The organism is Streptomyces lucensis JCM 4490 (genome assembly GCF_014650035.1).
In the GTDB taxonomy this organism is placed as follows: Bacteria; Actinomycetota; Actinomycetes; order Streptomycetales; family Streptomycetaceae; genus Streptomyces; species Streptomyces lucensis.
Map to the genome: position 1 here is coordinate 423,327 of NZ_BMUE01000002.1, position 23,012 is coordinate 446,338.

Genomic DNA, 23,012 nt, shown 5'->3' on the forward strand with positions numbered 1-23,012 from the left:
TAGTGTCTGCGCCGTCACGCTAGGCAATCAATGTCGAAGGACCGAGGGTTCCATGCGCAAGCTTCAGCAGGTCGTGATCGCAGCAGTGGCGGCTGGCGGGCTCTCCGCCATCGGCGTCGGCACCGCTACCGCCGCCACCACCGACACCGGCCCGCACGTCTCCGACCTCTTCCGTCCGTACCAGGAGTGCAGCCCGCAGACGGTGGTCGAGAACGACGTCCCGATCGGTGTGCTCGGCCTCGCCGGCACCCTGGACACCACCTGTGGCCAGTACAACAGCGCCTTCAACGGCTGATCCCGGCGTCGTCGTCCTGTACGACGTCCGGTACGGGGCCCCCGGGCGTCAGCCCCGGCGGGCCCCGTTCTCCCGGCCCCCAAAAGGAGACTCACACATGTTCAGCAGGAAGAAGATCGCGGCCGTCTCGGGGCTCATCGGCGGCCTCGTCATGACCTGCACCGGCATCGCCCAGGCGCATGCCGCGGGAGGTCCGGGGACCTGCAGTCGTGACCAGGAGGGCACCGTCACCTGCTCCCAGCACATCAAGGGCACGGTTCCCGAAAGCGGTGTCATCCCTCACCAGGAGACCTGTATGCCGGTGCAGCCCGTGACGCTGCCCGCCGCCGTGGGGTCCGGGACGACGCGGTTCGGGCCCGAGGTGACCTGTGCCGCGACGACGGGTGCGGCCGGAGTGGCCGACGGTCAGTAGGCGGGACGGCCTGCGCGTCGGGCCGACATCGCGGGGTGTAGATCCCCTGTGGTGACAGGCCGTGCATGTAGGCTCACGTCAGGTAGTCGAAGCCGGCGGAGGCCGGTACGGACATGCCGAAGGCTCATCCCTGTTTCGACCTTCTCAGGCCCGGGTGCGCGCCGGTCATGGCGCGCGTGTCCGGGCCTCCGTCGTAAAGGAGAACAGCACATGTTCACTTCGCAGAAGATCGCCGTCGTGTCGGGGCTCGTCGGAGGTCTCGCCGCGTTCGGCCTCGGTGTCGGACAGGCGTACGCGAACGGACCCTCGGGTGACTGCGAGCGGACCGAGAGCGGCGTCGTGTGCGTCCACAAGAGCGAGACCCACAGTGACAAGGACGGCGTGCACATCGTCCAGCAGGCGCAGAACTGCTCGACGGTCGACCGTCCGCAGGCGGATCCGGACGGCCGGCTGCTGGGTGACGGGAACGCCAGCACCGGGTCGGTCGTGGACTGCTCCAACGAGGCGCAACTGCCGAAGGGATTCAAGAAGCCGGCCTTCGGGTTCTGAGCACCTGCGGGCGAGTGCCGGGCCGGGATCGTTCCGGCCCGGCACTTCTGTTTTCCGCGAGGTGGTCCACCGAGAGGTGAGCGGACGGTGAACGACGAATCCCCACGGTGAACGACGAATCCCCACGGTGAACGACGAATCCCCACGGTGAACGACGAATCCCCACGGTGAACGACGAATCCCCGGTGCGGCGGCCGCTGGCCGGCCGCACCGGGGATTCCCTGTCACGTCACGTCATTCGGTGTCCGCCGTCACGGCGGACAGGGCCTCAGAAGGCGCTGTTGCTGCAGCCCGCGGAGGAGCCCTGGTGGGTGGCCTGGGCGCCCGGGCTGCCCTCGCCGTTCAGCAGGTTGCCGGCGACGCCGTTGAGGATGCCGACCTCGCCGAGGACGTCCAGGTTCAGGTCGTGCGACGTGCAGGACGCGCTCTGCTTGACGTCGAAGTCGTTGCCACCCTTGTGGCCGCCGGCGTGGGCCGTGCCGGCGCCCAGGAGACCGACGGCGCCGAGCGCGGCGACGAGAACGGCGGCCTTGCGGAGCTTGAACATGTGCCCTCCAATGGGCGTGAGGAAGATGTGTGATGCGTGGGAGTCCGGCCTCCGCGCGGTGCCGTCGACGTTGGTGTGGAGCACCGTTCGTCCGGAGGCCGGGTGTTGCACAGCAGTGGTCCCGGCGCCCAGCCTGCGGCCCGGAGCCGGGACCATTCACTTGTCCGCGCCCTTAGCGCGGGCAGGGCCTCAGAAGGCGCTGTTGTTGCAGCCCATGGTCGAGCCCTGGCTGGTGGACTGGGCGCCCGGGTTGCCCTCGCCGTTGAGGGCGTTGCCCAGCAGGCCGTTGAGGATGCCGACCTCGCCGAGGACGTCGACGTTCAGGTCGTGCGACTTGCAGGTGGTGCTCTGCGAAACCTTGAACCCGTCGTGGTCCCCGCCGGCGTGGGCCGTGCCGCCGACCAGACCGACGCTGCCGAGCGCGGCGACCAGGACGGCGATGTTGCGAAGCTTGCGCATGTCATCTCCGGTGGAGTGAGTGGGTGCGGTCCGTAACGGACCGAATCCTTACAGTTATGGAAGATAGGAATGAACCGCCATCGAGCGCCACAAAGACACGCCTCGTTCGTGATCACGTGACCGATTCACCCGGAAGGCCCATCGCGTGCGAATGCGAACGGGCCCCTCGGTGAGAAACCCGAGGAGCCCGTTGCGGGTGCCGTGGTGCGGCGTCAGTGCTGGGACAGGGAGTTGGACTGGCTGTTGGCCTGCGTGCACTCCACGCCGTGGGTCTCGGCCGCGCCGAGCAGGCCGACCGGGACGTTCGCGTCGAGCAGCGTCTGCGGGCTGCACTCCTGGTACGGACGGAAGAGGTTCGTCTGGGTCGCCGACACGACCTCCTCCGTCTTCGGGGCCTGCGACAGCTGGGGGCTGAGCTGCGGGTTCAACTGGGGGTTGACCTGCGGCGCGACCTCGGTGCCCCGCTGCGGCGCCGCCTGCCGCGAGGAGGCCTGCTGCGAGGACGCCTGCTGCTGGGAGGAGCCGTAGCCCTGCGTGGTCGCCTGGGACGACGCGGCCGAGGCCGCCGAGGCGGCGTGGGTGTCCTGCTGCGAGGCGGGAGGCGGCGCGGACCCGTTGTGCGTGGCCGGAGCGGCGAAGCTTGGGCCGGCGCCGACAGCGGACAGACCGCCGGCTGCTGCGACGATGAGCGCGACTTGGTGAAGCTTGCGCATGGAATCCTCGGCCCTTCGTTGAACCTGTGCGCGGAACTTGGCGAAATGCTCACGGGCAGCACAGCCGAGAGCTGTTCCTGCTGCCTTGTGCGGCTGCGATGAACCATCGCTCTTGCCGCACGGGAAACGAGACGGGCGCCGGCCCGGACACGGGCGGCGGGTCGTGGTCACCCGTTTGACGCAAGGTCGCCGACGCCGGGCGCGAGGGGCCGGACCACCCGTCCCGGCGGTGGCAAACGGGTGACGGTCGTTCGGGTGCCGTGACCGCGACGAGGGACCCCTCGTTCCGGAGGGGAGAGGGCAGCGGCGACCGTGGACTCGAAGAGGGCGGGGGAACTCGCTGCCGGCTCCGATGCGACGTCCGTGTGCCGGTGTGAATACCGCACCGATCGCACGCGCGACCGCACCGAATGCAATGGCTTCCCTTTTCAGGTATCGAAGGGCCGAGAGTTTCATGCGAAAGCTACACAAGGCCGCGCTGTTCGTCGTGGCGGCCAGCGGTCTGTCCGCCATCGGCGCCGGCGTCTGCCATGCCGACACCGGCACCGATCACGGCCGTGCCGCCCCGGTGCCGGCTCCCGAGCACCCTGCTCCCCAGGCCGCCGCCCCCGCTGCCCAGCCGGCGCAGCAGGCACCGCAGCAGACCGGTTACGCCTCCGCGTCCGCCTCGGCCTCGTCGCAGGGCTCGGCACAGTCCTCCACGTCGCCGTACGCGCAGCAGGCCCCGCAGCAGGCCGCTCCGCCCCAGCAGGCGCAGGCCGCCGCTCCGCCGGCCGCCCAGGTCGTGCCCCAGGTCATGCCGCAGGTCACGCCCCAGGTCGCTCCGCAGGTCGCCGTACCCGAGACGCTCGGCGGCCAGGAGTCCCCGGTGCACGTCGCCCCACAGGTGAACCCGCAGCTCAACCCGCAGGTCAACCCGCTCGTCAACCCGGAGCTCGGGCAGCCGGGCGTGCCGCAGCTGTCCCCGGTCGGCCTCGGCCAGGTCGCGGCGCCGCCCGTCGGCCAGCTGGGCCTGCCCCGGCTCGGCTGACGGCCGCCCCGTCATCCATCGCGCCCGACCGATCCCCACATCCACCCGCTCGACCAACGGAACCAACGGAGAACCCATGCGCACGTTCCAGAAGGCAGTCCTGGTGGGCGCCGCCGTCCTCGGCGGCGTCTGCTCCCTCGGCGCCACCACCGCCTCCGCACACGGAGAGGCGGGCAGCCACGACATCGACGTCACCCAGGGCATCGAGTGCCGCTCGCACGACATGAACATCGAGGTGCTCGGCAGCGTCGGCGCCCTCACCGGCCTGGCCGGCAACGCGCTGAACGGCGAAGGAGCCCCGGGCGGCCAGCAGAGCCACCTCGGCTCGAACATGGGCTGCAACAACCAGGCGTTCTGACCGGCCCCGCACCACTCGCTCCACCCCGCCCGCCGGCCCCTCCCCGGCACCCTCCGGCCCGCGGACGGCCCCGTCCCGGACAGCGACCGTCATCCGCGCCGTCGCCGTCCGGGGCCCCGTCGCACACGGACGGACGCGCCACTTCGGCGACGCCGCGCGGGAGACGAAGCGCGGCCCGCCGCACAGGGACCCACGGCCCCACGGGCGCCGCGCTGTTGCGCGGGGTGTGGCCCGGCGTTGGAATCAAGTGTGAGGCTCTTCGGCAGTGCCGGGTCAGCCCGCCCCGCTCCAGGCACCGGGGTCGGCCGGAAAGGGCTCAAAAAAGACGCCCTGGGCATGTTCTCCTCCGTCGCCATGGGCCTGGCCTCCACCGGCCCGGCGTACAGCCTCGCCGCCACGCTGGGCATCATCGTGGCGGGAGTCGGACTGCAGACCCCGGTCGTCACCGTCCTGGCCTTCATCCCGATGCTGCTGGTGGCGTACGCCTTCCGGGAGCTCAACGCGAGCAACGCCGACTGCGGGACCACGTTCACCTGGGCCACCCGCGCCTTCGGGCCGCGCACCGGCTGGATGGGCGGCTGGGGCCTCATCGTCGCCAACATCATCGTCATGGCGAACCTCGCCGAGATCGCCGCCGCCTACGGCTTCCGGCTCGTGGGCCTGGACCACCTGGCGGACGACAGGGCGTGGACCACCTCGGCGGGCATCGTCTGGATCGTGCTGCTGACCGCGGTCTGCTACGTAGGCATCGAGGTGTCGGCGGCCGTCCAGCGGTGCCTGCTGCTGCTGGAGATGGCGATGCTGCTCCTGTTCGCCGTCGCCGCGCTGGTCCGGGCGTACAGCGACCCGCCCGCCACCGCGCTCCATGTCTCCGCCTCCTGGTTCAACCCCTTCGAAGTCCCCTCGGTGAAGGCCCTGACCTCCGGCGTCCTCGCCGGCGTCTTCATCTACTGGGGCTGGGACACCACCTTCACGGTCAACGAGGAGACCGTCGACAGCACACGCGTCCCCGGGCGCGCCGCGGTCCTGTCCACCGTGCTGTTGCTGATCACCTACGCGCTGGTGTCCACCTCGGCCCAGGCCTTCGCGGGAGTCGGCACCTCGGGCATCGGGCTCGGCAACGCGGACAACTCCGACGACGTGTTCCACGGCCTGGGGGAGGCCGTGTTCGGCAGCCACGACACCGGGCTGGTTCTGTCGAGACTGCTGATCCTGATGGTGCTGACCTCCGCGCTGGCCTCCGCCGAGACCACCATCCTGCCGCTGGCCAGGACCGTCCTGTCCATGGCGGCCCACAAGGCCGTCCCCTCCCGGTTCGCCCGGGTCCACCGCAGGTTCCTCACCCCGACCTGGGGAACCGTCGGCATGGGAGCGGCCGCGGTCGCCCTGCTGATCCTGCTGTCGTCGTTCAGCCAGAACATCCTCGCCGACTCGATCGACTCGGTCGGCCTCGCGATCGCCTTCCAGTACGGCCTGACCGGCTTCGCCTGTTTCTGGTACCACCGCAAAGTACTCACCCGCAGCGTCAGGGACCTGGTGTTCAAGGGCGTGTTCCCGGCACTCGGCGGCCTGGTCATGCTCGCGCTGTTCCTCTACGCCGCCTTCGGCGTCTACGCGAACCCCGGCTTCGGCGCGACCGCCGTCGACCTGCCCCTGATCGGCCGGACGGGTGGGGTCACCGTCCTGGGCCTGGGCGCGCTGCTGATCGGCCTGCTGCTGATGCCGTTGGTCACCCGTGGCCACACCGTGGCCCTCAAACTCCAGCGGAGCCTGCTCCCGCACCGCCTGCCGCAGCACGCCGCCATCGACACCGCCAGCCGCTACCTTCCCGCCGACAGCGGGTCCGGGGTGGGCGGCGACTGGTACGACGTGATCCCCCTGTCCGGTACCCGGGTCGCCCTGGTCGTCGGAGACGTGGTCGGGCACGGTCTGCGCGCAGCGGCCACCATGGGGCGACTGCGCACGGGCGTGCGCGTCCTGGCCAGGCTCGACCTCAGCCCCGACGAACTGCTGTCCCGTCTGGACGACCTGGTCGAGCAGACCGCGCACGAGCAGGGCGACGGCCAGGGCCCGGGCCGCCCGAGGCCGCGCCCCGACGAGGCCATGGGCGTGACGTGCCTGTACGCGGTGTACGACCCGATCTCGGGGAGGTGCAGCCTGGCCCGGGCGGGGGAGTCGCTGCTGGCGGTCGTCGAACCGCACACGGGCACCGTCGACTACCCGCGGCTGCCCCCCGGGCCACCGCTGGGGGTCGGCGGCCCGCCGTACCAGAGCAGCGAACTCGACCTCGCGCCCGGCAGCCTCGTCGCCCTCTTCACGGGCGGCCTCATCCAGGCGGCCGACGGCCGGGCAGCCGGGCTCGCGCAGCTCTCCCGCATCCTCTCCGGCGACCGCAGGTCCCTGGACGAGGTGTGCGACCGGGCGGTGAGCACTCTGCTGCCCGGGCCCGTGGACGAGGACGCGACGCTGCTCGTGGTCCGCACCCGGCTGCTCGACCGGAGCCGGTTCGCCCAGTGGGCCCTGCGCCCCGATCCGGCGGCGGTGGCCACCATCCGCACCGCGGTCCGCAAGCAACTCGGCGACTGGGAGATGGACGACCTGGCGTTCACCACCGAACTCATCGTCAGCGAGCTGGTCACCAACGCCATCCGCTACGTGGGCGGCCCGATCCAGGTGCGCCTGATCCGCGACCGGACCCTGATCTGCGAGGTCTCCGACACCGGCCACACCACGCCCAATCTGCGGCACGCCGCGAGCGACGACGAGGGGGGCCGGGGCCTGTTCATCATCGCCCAGATGACCCACCACTGGGGCACGCGCTACACCCCCACCGGCAAGACCATCTGGACCGAGCAGGACCTGCCGCCGGCCGACGTCCGGTAGCGCCCGGCCCGGGCCCGCTGCACCGGCGCCCGGCCGGGTGCATCCGCGGGTGCGCTCCCGGCGTCTACGCGGGTATGGACCTCGACAAGCCGCCCGCACAGCCGCCGTACCCCCAGGGGTGCCTCGCCGCCGCGATCCGCATTCCGGTGCGTGTCGTCGTGCTCGTGCTGGTGGTGCCGGTACGGGTGGCGTGGGACGCGCTGGTCGTCGCCGGGCGGTTCCTGCGGGACACCGTCCTGCGGCCGCTCGGACGGGCCCTGCTGTGGACCGGGAAGGCCCTGTTCGTGTGGCCGTTCGTGGCCCTGTGGCGGTATGTCCTGGTTCCCTCGGGCAGGGCGCTGGCCTGGCTCGCGAGAGTCCTCGTCGTCGTGCCGGCGGTGTGGCTCCACCGGTACGTCCTCACCCCCGTCGGGCACGCCCTCGCCTGGCTGGCCCGCGGGTTCGGCGCCGTCCTCGCGTGGGTGTACGCGCGCCTGCTCACTCCGGTCGGGCACGCGCTGACCTGGCTGCTGACGGGCGCCGGCGCGGTGCTGGCCGCCGTCGGCACCGGGTTGTACACGGCCGTCGCCAGGCTCGTGCGGTACCTGCTCGTCGTGCCCGCCCGGTGGCTGTACACCTGGGTCCTCGCGCCCGTCGGCCGTGCGGCCGCCTGGTGCGCACGGGGACTGGGGCGACTGCTGGGACTGCTCGTCACCGGCGCCGGCATGATCCTGTACTGGACCACGCGCGTCCTGCTCGTGCTGCCCGCGCTCGCCCTGTGGCGCTGGGTCCTCTTGCCCGTCGGCCGCTTCCTCGCCGCCGTCGCCCGCGAGGTGGCCGACGCGTTCGGGCATGCCTGGCGCATCGCCGGGCGGATCTCCCTGGCGGTCGGACGGGCGCTCGGAACCCTCCTGCGGTGGATCCTCGTGGAGCCGCTGCGCTGGGTGTACCGGAGCGTCCTCACCCCGGTCGGGCACCTCGTCCGGGACGCCGTCCTGCGGCCCGTCGCCGCGGGCCTGCGCGCGGTGGGCCGGGCCACCCGCGAGGTCCTGACCGCGGCGCGCGACACCGTACGGCAGGCCCGTGCCGACTTCCGGCGGATGCTGCTCGGGCCGCCCCCGCAGCCGGTCGCCGCGGACCGGCGGGAACCTTCGGCCGAGCCGGCGCGTACTCTAGAGAAAAGGGCCAGACGCGAGACGTACCCGCCGGCACGGGGGTGACCCCGACCGGGACACCGGTCGAGCGCCGGCCCGGACGTGCTCCCCGCGCACGCGGGGATGGCGCGCAGGGACCGCGTACACAAGGAGAAGTTCCCCTGGGCAAGCGACAGCCCGAAGGCCCGCCGCCCGCACCCGCGGTGCAGCGCATCCGACTGCGCTACACCAAGCGCGGCCGCCTGAGGTTCACCAGCCACCGAGACTTCCAGCGCGCCTTCGAGCGTGCGCTGCGCCGCGCCGAGGTGCCCATGGCGTACTCGGCGGGGTTCACGCCGCATCCGAAGGTGTCGTACGCCAATGCCGCACCCACCGGCACGGGCAGTGAGGCGGAGTACCTGGAGATCGCGCTGACCGCACCGCGCGACCCGGAGATCCTGCGGGTCCTCCTCGACGAGTCCATGCCCGCGGGGCTCGACGTCGTCGAGGCGGTCGAGGCACGGACCTCCGGCCTCGCCGACCGGCTGACCGCCTCCGTCTGGGAGCTGCGGCTGGACGGTGTCGACCCGGCCGACGCCGGGCGCGCGGTCGAAGCGTTCACCGGGGCCGACGCCGTCGAGGTGCAGCGGATGACCAAGAACGGCATCCGGACCTTCGACGCCCGCCCGGCCGTGGTGAGTCTGGAAACGCACGGTTCGCCGGCTGATAGGCCGACCGACCGGCCCTGTGCGATACTGCGGCTGGTTGTTCGGCACGTGACGCCTGCCGTACGACCCGACGACGTCCTGTCCGGTCTCCGCGCCGTGGCCGACCTGGCGCCGCCGGTCCCCGCAGCGGTGACCAGGCTGGCGCAGGGGCTGCTCGATGAAGAGACCGGCACGGTGACCGACCCGCTCGCGCCCGACCGCGAGGCAGCCGAGGCCCCGAAGGCCGTACCGGCTGCCGCCGCGACGGCGTCGACGCCGGAAGGTCCCGCGTAGGGACGGACGTCGTAGCGCCGCCCTCGTACTCGGGAGCCACCTGGGTCGGGCAGCGCACCGACCAGAAGACTTTCGCCAGGCCGTACCGACAAGGCGTACGGAACCGGCGAGACAGGACACAGAGTGCTCCCGTGCGGCGCCCGCGCCCCGGACGGCGGCCATCGCGCAACGCGCGGGCCGCGGACGTCAACGGCGGACGGTCCATCGAGACCGGCGCCGGACCAGGTGCGGCGCCCGGGGGCCTGACGGGAGAAACGCCCGCATGCTCGAGCCGACCGAACCCGCGAAGTCCGCAACGGACTCCGAACCGAACACTCCGAGCGACACCCTGCCGCCGCGCAGGCGTCGCCGTGCCGCCTCTCGCCCGGCCGGCCCGCCGGCCGGGCCCGAGGCGGCCACCGAGGTCACCGTGCCGGCCATACCGGCCGCGGACGCCGACGAGGTCGCGGAGGTCACCGAGGCCACCGCTGCCGAGGAGGCCGAGGAGACCGAGGAAGCGGCGGCGACCGCCGAGACCCAGGCCGGTGCCCCGGCGCCCGCCGCCGAGGAGACCGCCCCCGCCGGCCGCCCGCGTCGCCGTGCCACGCGCCGCGCGTCCGCCCCGGCCGGGGCGCCCCAGAGCGCGGAGGCCGCCGAGACCGTCGTCCCGGCCACGCCCGCCGCCGAGGCCGGGAAGACCGCGGACGTCGCCGATGGTGGCGAGGTCGTCGTCGGCGAGGAGGCCGCCCCGCGCCGCACCCGGCGCCGGGCCACCCGCACCGTCGCCGCCCCGACCGCCGCCGGGGAGACGCCGGCCGAGACCGCCGTCGCCGCGACCGAGACCCCTGCCGCTGACAGCGTTCCTGCCGAGAGCGCCCCCGCCGAGACGGCCGCGCGTCCGCGTCGCCGCGCGACGCGCCGTGCGTCCGCCCCGGCCGCGACCCCCGCGGCTGCCGAGACGGCCGAGACCGTGGTGCCCGCCGCCGGTGCGGCCGAGCAGGTACCGGAAGCGGGGACCGGGGCCGTCGAGGCGGCTGCTCCTGCCGAAAGCGCCCCCGCGGAGACCCCTGCGCGTCCGCGTCGCCGTGCGACCCGTCGTGCGTCCGCCCCGGCCGCGACCCCCGCGGCTGCCGAGACGGCCGAGACCGTGGTGCCCGCCGCCGGTGGGGCCGAGCAGGTACCGGACGAGGCGGAGGCCGTCGAGGAGGCCCCGCGTCCGCGCCGCCGCGCCACCCGCCGCGCCGCCGCGCCCGCCGGGGCCCCGCGGGCCGAGGAAGAGACGCCGGCCGTGCAGGACGCGCAGGTCGCACCGGAGGCCGCCGCGCCGGTGGTGACCCCGGAGCAGGCCGCCGGGGACAGCGGCGCCGAAGCGGCGCAGCCGGCCGAGGAGGCCGCCCCCCGCCGTACCCGCCGGCGCGCCACCCGCCGGGTGTCCGCTCCCGCAGGCACCCCCGCCGGGGAGGCGACCACCGTGGCCCAGGCCGACGAGTCCGCCGCCGAGACCCGGCCCGCCGAGCGGACGGCTGCCGACGAGGCCCCGGCCGAGGCCGCCCCCGCCGCCCAGGCGTCCGACGAGAGCACCGCCCCGCGCCGGGGCCGCCGCCGGGTCCAGCGTGCCGCGTCCGGGTTCGCCGCGCCCCGGGCCACCGCGTCCGAGGCCGCCGAGGCCCCGCGCCGGCCGGCCCGGCCCGCCGTCGCCGTGTTCCAGGCGCCGGTGTTCGCCGAGCCCAGGTTCCAGACCCCGGAGCGGGCCGCCGCCGAGGCCGCCGCGGAGGCCGCCACGGGCGAGGAGACCGAGCAGACCGAGACGTACGCCGAGGAGCGCGCCGAAGCCGGTACGCGCCGTCGCCGTCGCCGCCGGGACGCCGCTCCCGCCGAGGAGACACGGGCCGCCGAGGCCCCTGCCGAGGACGAGGAGCCCGAGCCGGCCGAGGAGGCCGTCGAGGACCTCGCCGAGGGCGAGGAGGGTGAAGAGGCCGAGGGCGCCGAGGAGTCCGGCTCCCGCCGCCGTCGCCGCCGGGGCGGCCGTCGCCGTCGCCGCGGTGACGCCGCGGACGGCGAGGGCGCGGACGAGACCGACGAACTGGCCGCCGAACAGGCCGCGCAGGACGCCGAGGACACCGCCGAGCAGGAGGAGGAGGACGTCGAGGAGGACCACGAGGACTCCGCCGGCTCCAGCTCCAGCAGCCGTCGCCGCCGTCGCCGGCGCCGCCGGGCCGGTGACACCGGCGGCGAGGCCGAGCCCTCGGCCGACGACCCGGAGCGCACGGTCGTCAAGGTCCGTGAACCGCGCAAGCCCAGCGAGCCGTCCGACGAGGTGCAGTCCATCAAGGGCTCGACCCGTCTGGAGGCCAAGAAGCAGCGCCGCCGTGAGGGCCGCGAGCAGGGCCGCCGCCGGGTGCCGATCATCACCGAGGCCGAGTTCCTCGCCCGGCGCGAGGCCGTCGAGCGTGTGATGGTCGTCCGCCAGCACGGCGACCGTACGCAGATCGGCGTCCTGGAGGACGGCGTGCTCGTCGAGCACTACGTCAACAAGGAGCAGTCGACCTCGTACGTCGGCAACGTCTACCTCGGCAAGGTGCAGAACGTGCTGCCGTCGATGGAGGCCGCCTTCATCGACATCGGCAAGGGCCGCAACGCCGTCCTGTACGCCGGCGAGGTCAACTTCGAGGCGCTCGGCATGGCCAACGGGCCGCGTCGCATCGAGTCGGCCCTGAAGTCCGGCCAGTCGGTCCTCGTCCAGGTGACGAAGGACCCGATCGGTCACAAGGGTGCCCGTCTGACCAGCCAGGTCTCCCTGCCGGGCCGTTACCTCGTGTACGTGCCCGAGGGCTCCATGACCGGCATCAGCCGCAAGCTGCCCGACACCGAGCGGGCCCGGCTGAAGACCATCCTCAAGAAGATCGTCCCCGAGGACGCGGGCGTCATCGTGCGCACCGCCGCCGAGGGCGCGAGCGAGGACGAGCTGCGCCGGGACGTCGAGCGGCTGCAGGCGCAGTGGGAGGAGATCCAGAAGAAGGCCAAGAGCGGCAACGCCCCGACGCTGCTGTACGGCGAGCCGGACATGACCGTCCGGGTCGTGCGCGACATCTTCAACGAGGACTTCTCCAAGGTCGTCGTCAGCGGCGACGAGGCGTGGCAGACCATCCACGGCTACGTCTCGCACGTGGCGCCCGACCTCGCCGAGCGGCTGTCGAGGTGGACCAGCGAGGTCGACGTCTTCGCCACCTACCGGATCGACGAGCAGCTCGCCAAGGCGCTGGACCGCAAGGTCTGGCTGCCCAGCGGCGGTTCGCTGGTGATCGACCGGACCGAGGCGATGGTCGTCGTCGACGTCAACACGGGCAAGTTCACCGGCCAGGGCGGCAACCTGGAGGAGACGGTCACCAGGAACAACCTGGAGGCGGCCGAGGAGATCGTGCGCCAGCTGCGGCTGCGCGACCTCGGCGGCATCATCGTGATCGACTTCATCGACATGGTGCTGGAGTCCAACCGCGACCTGGTGCTGCGCCGCCTGCTGGAGTGCCTGGGCCGGGACCGTACGAAGCACCAGGTGGCGGAGGTGACCTCGCTGGGCCTGGTGCAGATGACCCGCAAGCGGGTCGGCCAGGGCCTGCTGGAGTCCTTCTCCGAGACCTGCGTCCACTGCAACGGGCGCGGTGTCATCGTGCACATGGAGCAGCCGACCTCCGGTGGAGGCGGCGGCAAGCGCAAGAAGCGCGGGCGCGGTGGTGAGGCGCAGGAGCACGTGCACGAGACCGCCGCGGTGGCCGTGGAGACCGGTGAGGCCGTGGAGCCGGAGGTGGAGACCGCCGTGGAGGTGGCCGCCGAGCAGGCCGAGCCGGTCGCCCTCCCGTCCCCCGACTTCGCCGCGGACGAGGAGCTGTACAGCAGCATCGCCGAGGCGGAGGCGGCGGCCACCCGTGGCCGTACCCGCCGCCGGGCGAGCCGCCGGGCGTCGGCTCCGGCCGGCGCGCCGAAGGCGGAGAAGGCCCCGAAGGCCGGGAAGGCCTCCCGGGGCGAGAAGCCCGCGGACGCCGAGCCGGCCGCGCCGGAGCAGGCGGCCCCCACCGCGCAGGACGTCACCGCCGACGAGGCGGCGGCGCGCCCGGTGCAGCCGGAGCCGGCCGTCGAGGCGCTGGCCGAGCCCGCGGCCGCCGAGGACCAGGTGGTCCCGGCTCCGGAGGCCGAGGCCGCCGAGGAAGCCGCGCCCAAGGGCCGTACGCGCCGTCGGGCGACGCGGAAGGTGTCGGCCCCGGCCGGTTCCCCCGCGGGCGTCGAGGCGGCCGTGGTGACGGTGCCCGAGGCCGCGCCCGCCGCCGAGGCTCCGGTGGAGCAGCCGGAGGCCCAGGCTCCGGCCGAGGAGGCGCCCGCCGAGAGCGCCGCCCCGGCCCGCCCGCGCCGCCGTGCCGTGCGCAAGGCCACCGCGCCGACCGCGCCCGAGGAGACGGCCGTCGTGGTCGTCCCGTCGGCCACGGCGGAGGAGGCCCCGGTGACCGGGGCGGCGGCCGAGCCGGTGGCCGGTGGAACGGCCGACGAGACGGCCGGTGAGACGGCCGAGCCGGCCGCCAAGAAGACCGCCCGCAAGGTGGCCAAGAAGGCGACGGCGAAGAAGGCCGCCACCAAGAAGACCGCGGCCAAGAAGACGGCCGCCAAGAAGACGACGGCCAAGAAGGCGGCCAAGACCGCCAAGACGGCCGCCGCGAAGTCGACGGCGAAGAAGACCACCACGGTCTCCGCGGCCGGCGACGAGGGCTGACACCCGGTCTGTGCGGCCGGTCCGACCGGGACCGGCCGCACAGCGGGGCCCGAGTGACCGGGAGCACACCGCCCGGGGCCCGGTTTGACCCCCTCGGCTGTGGCCCCGTAACCTTGACCGTCGGCGTGCCCACTGAGCACGCCACATCCCCGTAAACCTTTTCCTCCCGGGCGCAAGGCGGGCCGGGAGAGGTCGTCCGTGGTGTTTCTGGGCGGCTGGCCTGCGGGGGTGCCGTTTCTTCGAGCGAAAGAGAGATCCGCGTGTACGCCATCGTGCGCAGCGGTGGTCGCCAGCACAAGGTTGCTGTCGGCGACATCGTTGAGGTTGACAAGATTTCCACTGCCAAGGTCGGCGACACGGTCGAGCTCTCGACCCTGCTCGTTGTCGACGGCGACTCCGTGACCAGCGACCCGTGGGTGCTGGCCGGCATCAAGGTCCAGGCCGAGGTCGTGGACCACCACAAGGGCCAGAAGATCGACATTCTGCGCTACAAGAACAAGACCGGCTACCGCCGTCGTCAGGGCCACCGCCAGCAGTACACGGCGATCAAGGTCACGTCGATCCCCGCGGCTGCGAAGTAAGGGACTGAGGAGAAATGGCACACAAGAAGGGCGCATCGTCCACCCGGAACGGTCGCGACTCCAACGCCCAGCGGCTCGGCGTGAAGCGCTTCGGCGGTCAGGTCGTCAACGCGGGTGAGATCCTGGTCCGCCAGCGCGGCACCCACTTCCACCCCGGCGCCGGCGTCGGCCGTGGCGGCGACGACACGCTGTTCGCGCTGCAGGCCGGTGCGGTGGAGTTCGGCACCAGCCGTGGCCGCAAGGTCGTGAACATCGTTCCGGTCGCCTGACACCAGGCGTAGACCGAACGTTTTCATCGCGCGAGGCGGACCTCACTTCCCGGTCGGGAAGGCGGGTCCGCCTTTCGCGTGTTGAGCAGAGACTGACACCGTATTTCTTCTGGAGGCACTGAACCATGACCACCTTCGTGGACCGCGTCGAGCTGCACGTCGCCGCGGGTAACGGGGGCCACGGCTGTGCCTCCGTCCACCGTGAGAAGTTCAAGCCGCTGGGCGGCCCGGACGGCGGCAACGGCGGGCGTGGCGGTGACGTCGTCCTGACCGTCGACCAGTCGGTGACCACGCTCCTCGACTACCACCACTCCCCGCACCGCAAGGCCACCAACGGCAAGCCCGGCGAGGGCGGCAACCGCTCCGGCAAGGAGGGCCAGGACCTGGTCCTGCCGGTGCCGGACGGCACGGTGGTGCTGGACAAGGCGGGCAACGTGCTCGCCGACCTGGTCGGCCACGGCACCTCGTACATCGCGGCGCAGGGCGGCCGGGGCGGTCTCGGCAACGCGGCGCTGGCCTCGGCCCGCCGCAAGGCCCCCGGCTTCGCCCTGCTCGGCGAGCCCGGCGACCTGCACGACATCGTCCTGGAGCTGAAGACCGTCGCCGACGTGGCCCTGGTCGGCTACCCGAGCGCCGGGAAGTCCTCGCTGATCTCCGTGCTCAGCGCGGCCAAGCCGAAGATCGCCGACTACCCGTTCACGACGCTCGTGCCGAACCTGGGCGTGGTGACCGCCGGCTCCACCGTCTACACCGTCGCCGACGTGCCCGGTCTCATCCCCGGCGCCAGCCAGGGCCGGGGCCTCGGCCTGGAGTTCCTGCGGCACGTGGAGCGGTGCAGCGTGCTGGTGCACGTGCTGGACACCGCCACGCTGGAGTCCGACCGCGACCCGCTCTCCGACCTCGACGTGATCGAGGAGGAGCTGCGGCAGTACGGCGGCCTCGGCAACCGGCCGCGGATCGTCGTCCTGAACAAGGTCGACGTGCCGGACGGCAAGGACCTCGCCGAGATGGTCCGCCCCGACCTGGAGGCGCGTGGTTACCGCGTCTTCGAGGTGTCGGCCGTCGCCCACATCGGGCTCAAGGAGCTGACCTTCGCGCTCGGTGACCTGGTCGCCCGCGCGCGTGCCGCCAAGCCGAAGGAGGAGGCGACGCGGATCGTCATCCGGCCCAAGGCCGTGGACGACGCTGGCTTCACCGTCACCCGCGAGGAGGTCGGCGGCGAGCCGCTGTTCCGGGTGCGGGGCGAGAAGCCGGAGCGCTGGGTCCGCCAGACCGACTTCAACAACGACGAGGCCGTCGGCTACCTCGCCGACCGCCTCAACCGCCTCGGCGTCGAGGAGCAGCTGATGAAGGCGGGCGCCCGTCACGGCGACGGTGTCGCCATCGGTCCCGAGGAGAACGCGGTCGTCTTCGACTGGGAGCCCTCGGTCATGGCAGGCGCGGAGATGCTGGGCCGCCGTGGCGAGGACCACCGCTTCGACGCGCAGCGGCCCGCGGCCCAGCGCCGCAGGGACAGGGACGCGGAGCGGGACGAGGCACTGCGGGCGTACGACGAGTTCGACCCGTTCGAGTAGGAACGCGCGCCCTCGTTCGAGTAGAGACGCGTGCCCTCTCGTTCGAGTAGGAACGTGCCCCCTTCGCCCGCCGGGCGGCCGGAACCGGTCGCGCAGGCGGGCGGGAGCCGTGCACCGGGCCCCCGAGGAACAATTCTCGGGGGCCCGGGTCATGTGCGGGCCGGCCCTCGGGGCCCCGGGTGCCCCGTGCCGGGGTGTCCGCGGACTGGACCGGCGGATGCGCGAGGGGCCCTTCGCGTAGATTGTTGCCACGCGCGAGGAGTGGAGACAGCACGTGACCAGGGCAAGGCAGGCCGTGGGTGAGGCCCGCAGGATCGTCGTCAAGGTGGGCTCCTCGTCGCTGACCACCGCCGCGGGCGGGCTGGACGCCGACCGCGTCGACGCGCTGGTCGACGTCCTCGCCAAGAGCCGCAGCGGGGGAGAGAAGGAGATCGTCCTCGTCTCCTCCGGCGCCATCGCCGCCGGCCTCGCCCCGCTCGGCCTGCGCCGCCGCCCCCGGGACCTCGCCCGCCAGCAGGCCGCCGCCAGCGTCGGCCAGGGCCTGCTCGTCGCCCGCTACACCGCCTCCCTCGCCCGCTACGGCGTCCGCGTCGGCCAAGTCCTGCTCACCAGCGACGACATGAGCCGTCGGGCCCATCACCGCAACGCCTCCCGCACCCTCGACAAGCTGCTCGCGATGGGCGCCCTGCCGGTCGTCAACGAGAACGACACCGTCGCCACCGACGAGATCCGCTTCGGCGACAACGACCGCCTGGCCGCCCTCGTCGCCCACCTCGTCCACGCCGACCTGCTGGTCCTGCTCTCCGACGTCGACGGCGTCTACGACGGCGACCCCAGCCGGCCCGGCACCTCCCGGATAGCGGAGGTCCGGTCACCGGCGGACCTGGCCGGCGTCGAGATCGGCAGCGCGGGCCGGGCCGGCGTCGGCACCGGCGGCATGGTCACCAAGGTCGAGGCCGCCCGCATCGCGGCCGCCGCCGGCATTCCCGTCGTGCTGACCAGCGCCGTCCACGCTGCCGAGGCCCTCTCCGGCGGCGACACCGGCACCTACTTCCACCCCACCGGCAAGCGCTCCGCCGACCGGCTGCTGTGGCTCCAGCACGCCTCCACCCCGCAGGGCGCCCTGACCCTGGACGACGGCGCGGTGACCGCGGTCGTGAAGGGCCGCAAGTCGCTGCTGCCCGCCGGAATCGCGGCCGTGGAGGGTGAGTTCAGCGCCGGCGACCCCGTCGAGCTGCGCGACGCGACGGGCCGCGCGGTGGCCCGGGGGCTGGTCAGCTTCGACGCCAAGGAGATCCCCCGGCTGATCGGGCGCTCGACCCGCGAGCTGGCGCGCGAACTGGGCCCGGCCTACGAACGCGAGGTCGTACACAGGGACGACCTGGTGCTGCTGCACGCGTAACTCCCGTGGAACCGCGCGTAAAACGGGGCGTAAGGACCGCCCCCGGTGGGGGACGTTCCGTAAAACCGCCACGCGGAGCCCTGCGGCCTGCTCAACTTTGTCTCGGGGACATGTTGCAGGGACACGTCCCGTCAAGGGGCCGCGCGAGCCGTGCGAGCCATGCGTGCCATGCGTGAAGGAGGCCGTCGTGAGACGAGTGCGCCCTGGGACGGCGTCCCGCGGTGCTCTGACGAGCGTCGCGGCCGGGGACACCTACGAGGAGCCCAAGGACCTGCCCCGCCTGTGGCACGTCACCCTCAGCGTCTCCGGGGGGAAGGTGCCCCTGCCGGACCTGCGCAGGGCCCTGGAACAGCTCGCGTACGACCACCCCTTCCTGCTGACCAGCAGATACGCCCCCGACCACGCGGAGATCCGGTACTGGGAAGAGGCCCGTGACCTGCACGACGCCGCGGCCGTGGCGCTGCGCCTGTGGGGCGAGCACCGGCAGAGCGCCGGGCTGCCGGCCTGGGAGATCGTCGGCCTGGAGGTCATCGACCGCGAGACCTACCACCAGCGCATCGCCGACGGCTACGGCCCGGCACCGGCGGCACCCGTCGGGGTGCACCCGTTCTGACCCCCGGCAGGCCGGGCAGCCGAAGCGGTATGCGCCTTTTGCGGTGTCTCGCGGTATGGGACGACCGCTGAACGCTCCCGCGCCGCGCACTACCCTTCCTCCATGACCACGCTCTCGCCTTACGACTCGATGTCCCCGGTCACCCAGGCCGCCTACCGGGCCAAGGCCGCCGCCGCCGACCTCGCGCCGCTGCCGCGCGCCGTCAAGGACGACGCGCTGCTCGCCATCGCCGACGCCCTGGAGGTCCGGACCGCGGAGATCGTCGAGGCGAACGCCAGGGACGTGGCCAAGGCCCGGGAGAGCGGCACCAGCGAGTCCGTCGTCGACCGGCTCACCCTCACCCCCGAGCGGGTGCGCGCCATCGCCTCCGACGTCCGCGACGTCGCGAAGCTGCCCGACCCGGTCGGCGAGGTGGTCCGCGGATCGACCCTCCCCAACGGCATCGACCTGCGCCAGGTCCGCGTCCCGCTCGGCGTGGTCGGCATCATCTACGAGGCCCGCCCCAACGTCACCGTCGACGCCGCCGTCCTCTGCCTGAAGTCCGGCAACGCGGTCCTGCTGCGCGGCTCGGCCTCCGCCTACGAGTCCAACACCGCCCTCGTCCGGGTGCTCCGGGACGCCGTCGGCGGCGCCGGGCTGCCCGCCGACGCCGTGCAGCTCGTGCCCGGCGAGAGCCGCGAGTCCGTGCGCGAGCTGATGCGCGCCCGGGGCCTGGTCGACGTCCTCATCCCGCGCGGCGGCGCCTCCCTGATCCAGACGGTCGTGAACGAGTCCACCGTCCCCGTCATCGAGACCGGCACCGGCAACTGCCACGTCTACGTCGACGCCCAGGCCGACATCGACACGGCGATCGAGATCCTGATCAACTCGAAGGCGCAGCGGGTCAGCGTCTGCAACGCCGCCGAGACCCTCCTCGTCCACCAGGACATCGCCCCCGAGTTCCTGCCCCGCGCCCTGGACGCCCTCGCCGAGGCGGGCGTCACCGTCCACGCCGACGAGCGCGTGCTCGCCCACGCCAAGGACTCCAAGGCCACCGTGGTCGAGGCGACCCCGGAGGACTGGGAGACCGAGTACCTCTCCCACGACATCGCCGCGGCGGTCGTCGACTCCCTCGACAAGGCCGTCGAGCACATCCGGCTGTGGACCTCCGGCCACACCGAGGCCATCGTCACCACCTCCCAGCAGGCCGCCCGCCGCTTCACCCAGCTGGTCGACTCCACCACCGTCGCGGTGAACGCCTCCACCCGCTTCACCGACGGCGGCCAGTTCGGTTTCGGCGCGGAGATCGGCATCTCGACCCAGAAGCTGCACGCCCGCGGCCCCATGGGCCTGCCGGAGCTGACCAGCACCAAGTACATCGTCACCGGCGACGGGCACGTCCGCCGCTGAAGGCCACCCCGCCGGCCGCGTTCCGGACCCCGCCCGGCGCGGCCGGAAGCCGTCTCATCAGGCGGATGAATTTCCGTACCGTCTGCCCAAATTGACCCCCCAGGTCTACTCTGGAGCCGTGCCGGAGGACGTGGGGGGCACGCCGTTCCCGGACGGCTGGGAGCCCGACGACGACCACGACCGCGGGGTGTCGGACGAAGAGTTCGCCTCCGTGGTCTTCGACGAGGCCTTCGTACAGGCGGCCACGGTCCATGAGCCGACCGCCGTCGAGCGCCTCCTGGCCGCCGCACAGGCCAGAGCCGAGGCCTCCGAGGCCGAGGCCCGCCGCGCATCCCCCGGAGGCGACCGCTACGACGACGCCCACCACCGCGGAGGGACCGATTTCGGTCAAGATCCGGACGACGGCGAACTGGACGGCACCTACGTCCTCGGCGATCACCGCGGCCCCTTCGGCCCCTACGGCAAGCAGGTCCGCTGGCACCGCCCCGTCGCCTGGGTACTCGCCGTCGTGATGGGCGTAGGTATGGTCGCCCTGGCCTTCGCCGCGGTCTACCGGGGCGCGTCCTCGGGCACCCGCGACCGGGTCCCGGCCCCGGCCTCCACCGGCCTAGAACAGGGCAGCGCGGCCGCGCCGTCCGTCTCCGCGGACTTCTCCCGTCCGGCGGCCCCGGCCGGCCCGCGCACCCCCTGAGCGCCGCGCCCGCGCCGGGTGAGAAAGTGTCAGAACTTGGCGCGCAGCAGGGCGTTTACCCGGGGCTGCCAGGACCTACCCTCAGAGTATGGGCGGACCTGGAGACCCACCGGAGGGGACACCCGAGGGCGGCCCCGGCGGCGCAGAGGACGAGTACCGATCCGTCGTGTTCGACGAGTCGTTCGTGCGCGCTGCCCGCCTCCAGGAGTCCTCCGCCCAGGAGCGGGTGACCGACCACGCGCCCGCCGTACGCCGCCGCACGCCCCTGCACCGGGGCCTGACCCGGCAATTCCTGATCCTCGTCGTGCTGATCGCCGTCGCCTTCGGCACCGCGATCTACATGGGCGTCCGGCACCCCTACGGATCCCCGCAGGTCAGACGGCCCATCGAGCCCCTGCGGATGACGGTCGTGCCGCTCGCCCCGCAGGGCAGGGTGCCCGGTGCCGCCGATGCCGACAGCCTGTACGCCAACAGCCCGGCCGCCCATTTCGACGTCGGCGCCGAGGGCGTACCGCTGCCGGTCGCCCGCGCCACCGCCCACTTCTCCGACAGCCAGGTCGTGGCCGCGCTCACCACCGCCAAGGACTACATCGTCCGCTCCGCGCTCTACCCGTCGGTGCTCACCGGCCGCGCGGTCCGTCCCGCCCGGGCACTCCTCGATCCGGACCAGCTCGACCAGTTCGAGCAGAGCCTGCAGCACCCGGTGGCGGACGGGCGGCACGCCCTGACCGGCTGGCTGGTCCGCCTCGACCCCGCGCGGGTCCGGCTGGCCGACGACAAGGTTCGCGTCCAGGGCAGCCTCCAGGCCGTGGAGACCGACTCGGCCACCCTCGAGGTCACCGCCGACCACACCTTCGCCTACGCCCTGCGCCCAGCCGACGCCGCCTCCGGCGCCCAGGTCTCCCTGTTCACCGTCCGCCGCGAGATCACCTTCCGCTTCGACCGCGACGACCTGCGCACCCACCAGGTACAGCTCGTCACGTCCTCCACGCAGGCGGGCCCCCTGGCCTGCCCCGACGACTCCAGCGCCTACCTGCGCCCCCTCCTGGCCGGCCAGAAGGCCAGGACGGGCGGCCCCGCGGGCACCGACCCCTACGAGCCGGACGACACCCCGGCCCTGTGCGGCACGCTGGCCACCGGAGCCACCGGAGCCACCGGAGCCACCGCACCGCAGGCGTGACGGCGCGGAAGCCGGCGCGCTCGTTCGGCTACTCCTTGTCCCCGCCCCGCGCGCCCCCGGGGCCGCCGTCGGCCGGCGGCGGGCTCCTGAAGCCGTCGAAGCCCCGCCGGACCCGGCCACCGAGGTCGCCCGCGCCGCCCGCGAGATCCGTGACGAGCTTCATCAGCGGGTCCTTCGAGCCCTTCACATCGGCGGCGTAGCTCGCCGCGGACTCGCGGAACGAGTCGCTCACCGAGGTCTCCGGGTCCTCGCTGCGCCGCGGGTAGTGGCCGTCCATGAGCCGCTGGTAGTCCCGGGACTCGGCCCACTTCTTCAGCTCGGCCGCCCGCACGGTGGTGAACGGGTGCGAGCGCGGCAGCACGTTGAGGATCTTCAGCACCGAGTCGCGCAGATCGCCCCCCGAGTCGTATTCCTCCGCCTGCTCCAGGAACGCGTCCACGTTCATCTCGTGCAGGTGGTTGCCGCCCGCTATCTTCATCAGGCCCCGCATCGAGGCACGTACGTCCTGGCCCACCAGCAGCCCCGCGCGGTCGGCGGACAGCTCCGACTTGCGGAACCACTCCCGGAGCGCCGTGACGATCGCCATGACCGCCAGATTGCCGAGCGGGATCCACGCGACCCTCAACGCCAGGCTCGTCAGGAACAGCAGGATCGTGCGGTACACCGAGTGCCCCGACAGGGCGTGCCCCACCTCGTGCCCGACGACCGCCCGCATCTCCTCCTCGTCGAGCAGTTCGACGAGCCCGGTCGAGACCACGATGATCGGCTCGTCCAGACCGACGCACATCGCGTTCGGCTGCGGGTCCTGCGTGACGTACATCGGCGGGACCTTCTCCAGGTCCAGGATGTAGCAGGCGTCCAGCAGCATGTCGTGCAGGTGCGAGAACTGCCGCTCCGAGACACGCACCGAGTCCGACAGGAACAGCAGCCGAAGGCTTCGCTCCGGCAGCAGCCCGCTGAGCCCCTTGAAGACCGTGTCGAACCCGCTCAGCTTGCGCAGCGCGACCAGGGCCGACCGGTCGGCCGGGTGCTCGTAGGCACGCGTGGAGATTCCGGGGAACCGCCTGCGCTGCCTGCTGGGCACGTGCTCACGCCCCGTCTGCTGGTGGCCGTCGTCCGACATTCTTCCCCCATGTGCGTGTAGGTGCCCTGTGCCCCCGGAGTGGGGCACAGCCTAGGCGGAGATACCGTGGACGGGCAGTACAGCCGAAGGAGT

General features: G+C 73.0%; 21 protein-coding genes. 17 read left to right on the forward strand and 4 right to left on the reverse strand.

All coding sequences use genetic code 11. The features are described from left to right. Positions 1-52 precede the first annotated feature (52 nt). From IE177_RS06035 to IE177_RS06045, 3 genes are all read left to right on the forward strand, one after another. Positions 53-295 (forward strand): hypothetical protein, encoded by a 243-nt coding sequence (locus IE177_RS06035; protein ID WP_190013690.1) that lies wholly within the window; start codon positions 53-55, stop codon positions 293-295. 97 nt (positions 296-392) lie between these two features. Further along, positions 393-707, forward strand: coding sequence for a hypothetical protein (locus tag IE177_RS06040; protein ID WP_190013691.1), 315 nt, complete (start codon positions 393-395; stop codon positions 705-707). Positions 708-917: 210 nt separating this feature from the next. Then, entirely contained in the window at positions 918-1,256 is a 339-nt protein-coding gene (locus IE177_RS06045) for a hypothetical protein (RefSeq protein WP_190013692.1), read from the forward strand. A 268-nt stretch (positions 1,257-1,524) separates the two neighbouring features. On the opposite strand, the gene IE177_RS06050 is transcribed toward IE177_RS06045, so the two are convergent. The 3 genes from IE177_RS06050 to IE177_RS06060 form a co-directional block, all read right to left on the reverse strand. Next, complete coding sequence (locus IE177_RS06050) at positions 1,525-1,803, reverse strand: hypothetical protein (RefSeq protein ID WP_190013693.1); 279 nt, start codon at positions 1,801-1,803, stop codon at positions 1,525-1,527. A 189-nt stretch (positions 1,804-1,992) separates the two neighbouring features. Continuing rightward, positions 1,993-2,262, reverse strand: coding sequence for a hypothetical protein (locus IE177_RS06055; protein WP_190013694.1), 270 nt, complete (start codon positions 2,260-2,262; stop codon positions 1,993-1,995). A gap of 212 nt (positions 2,263-2,474) precedes the next feature. Then, positions 2,475-2,975: a hypothetical protein gene (locus tag IE177_RS06060; protein ID WP_190013695.1), complete on the reverse strand. Its 501-nt coding sequence runs from the start codon at positions 2,973-2,975 to the stop codon at positions 2,475-2,477. Between the two features lie 454 nt (positions 2,976-3,429). On the opposite strand from IE177_RS06060, the gene IE177_RS06065 reads away from it, so the two are divergent. From IE177_RS06065 to IE177_RS06135, 14 genes are all read left to right on the forward strand, one after another. After that, a complete protein-coding gene (locus IE177_RS06065) occupies positions 3,430-4,005 on the forward strand; it encodes a hypothetical protein (protein WP_190013696.1) in 576 nt (191 codons plus the stop codon). 76 nt (positions 4,006-4,081) lie between these two features. After that, on the forward strand, positions 4,082-4,363 hold the full coding sequence (locus IE177_RS06070) for a hypothetical protein (RefSeq protein WP_190013697.1): 282 nt from the start codon (positions 4,082-4,084) through the stop codon (positions 4,361-4,363). 336 nt (positions 4,364-4,699) lie between these two features. Further along, a complete protein-coding gene (locus tag IE177_RS34720) occupies positions 4,700-7,246 on the forward strand; it encodes an amino acid permease (protein ID WP_229815913.1) in 2,547 nt (848 codons plus the stop codon). Between the two features lie 74 nt (positions 7,247-7,320). Continuing rightward, positions 7,321-8,445, forward strand: coding sequence for a hypothetical protein (locus tag IE177_RS06085; RefSeq protein ID WP_190013698.1), 1,125 nt, complete (start codon positions 7,321-7,323; stop codon positions 8,443-8,445). 137 nt (positions 8,446-8,582) lie between these two features. Continuing rightward, complete coding sequence (locus IE177_RS06090; protein WP_190013699.1) at positions 8,583-9,359, forward strand: TIGR03936 family radical SAM-associated protein; 777 nt, start codon at positions 8,583-8,585, stop codon at positions 9,357-9,359. A 262-nt stretch (positions 9,360-9,621) separates the two neighbouring features. Continuing rightward, positions 9,622-14,097, forward strand: coding sequence for an Rne/Rng family ribonuclease (locus IE177_RS06095; protein ID WP_190013700.1), 4,476 nt, complete (start codon positions 9,622-9,624; stop codon positions 14,095-14,097). A 260-nt stretch (positions 14,098-14,357) separates the two neighbouring features. After that, positions 14,358-14,678 carry a 50S ribosomal protein L21 gene (gene rplU, locus IE177_RS06100; RefSeq protein WP_030653874.1) on the forward strand — a complete coding sequence of 107 codons (321 nt, stop codon included), beginning with the start codon at positions 14,358-14,360 and terminating at the stop codon, positions 14,676-14,678. 14 nt (positions 14,679-14,692) lie between these two features. Continuing rightward, positions 14,693-14,947 carry a 50S ribosomal protein L27 gene (gene rpmA, locus IE177_RS06105; protein WP_030051735.1) on the forward strand — a complete coding sequence of 85 codons (255 nt, stop codon included), beginning with the start codon at positions 14,693-14,695 and terminating at the stop codon, positions 14,945-14,947. Positions 14,948-15,072: 125 nt separating this feature from the next. Continuing rightward, positions 15,073-16,521 carry a GTPase ObgE gene (gene obgE, locus IE177_RS06110; RefSeq protein ID WP_190013701.1) on the forward strand — a complete coding sequence of 483 codons (1,449 nt, stop codon included), beginning with the start codon at positions 15,073-15,075 and terminating at the stop codon, positions 16,519-16,521. 295 nt (positions 16,522-16,816) lie between these two features. After that, on the forward strand, positions 16,817-17,923 hold the full coding sequence (gene proB, locus IE177_RS06115) for a glutamate 5-kinase (protein ID WP_190014115.1): 1,107 nt from the start codon (positions 16,817-16,819) through the stop codon (positions 17,921-17,923). 187 nt (positions 17,924-18,110) lie between these two features. Then, a complete protein-coding gene (locus tag IE177_RS06120) occupies positions 18,111-18,536 on the forward strand; it encodes a DUF8830 family protein (protein WP_190013702.1) in 426 nt (141 codons plus the stop codon). Positions 18,537-18,638: 102 nt separating this feature from the next. Continuing rightward, positions 18,639-19,925 (forward strand): glutamate-5-semialdehyde dehydrogenase, encoded by a 1,287-nt coding sequence (locus IE177_RS06125; protein ID WP_190013703.1) that lies wholly within the window; start codon positions 18,639-18,641, stop codon positions 19,923-19,925. 118 nt (positions 19,926-20,043) lie between these two features. Continuing rightward, complete coding sequence (locus tag IE177_RS06130; RefSeq protein WP_444545616.1) at positions 20,044-20,616, forward strand: SCO2584 family spore wall biosynthesis protein; 573 nt, start codon at positions 20,044-20,046, stop codon at positions 20,614-20,616. 88 nt (positions 20,617-20,704) lie between these two features. Beyond that, complete coding sequence (locus tag IE177_RS06135) at positions 20,705-21,796, forward strand: SCO2583 family membrane protein (RefSeq protein ID WP_190013705.1); 1,092 nt, start codon at positions 20,705-20,707, stop codon at positions 21,794-21,796. Between the two features lie 28 nt (positions 21,797-21,824). Here the strand turns inward: IE177_RS06135 and IE177_RS06140 are convergent, their stop codons facing one another. After that, positions 21,825-22,919, reverse strand: a complete 1,095-nt coding sequence (locus tag IE177_RS06140) for a M48 family metallopeptidase (RefSeq protein WP_190013706.1) — start codon at positions 22,917-22,919, stop codon at positions 21,825-21,827. Between the last annotated feature and the right edge of the window lie 93 nt (positions 22,920-23,012).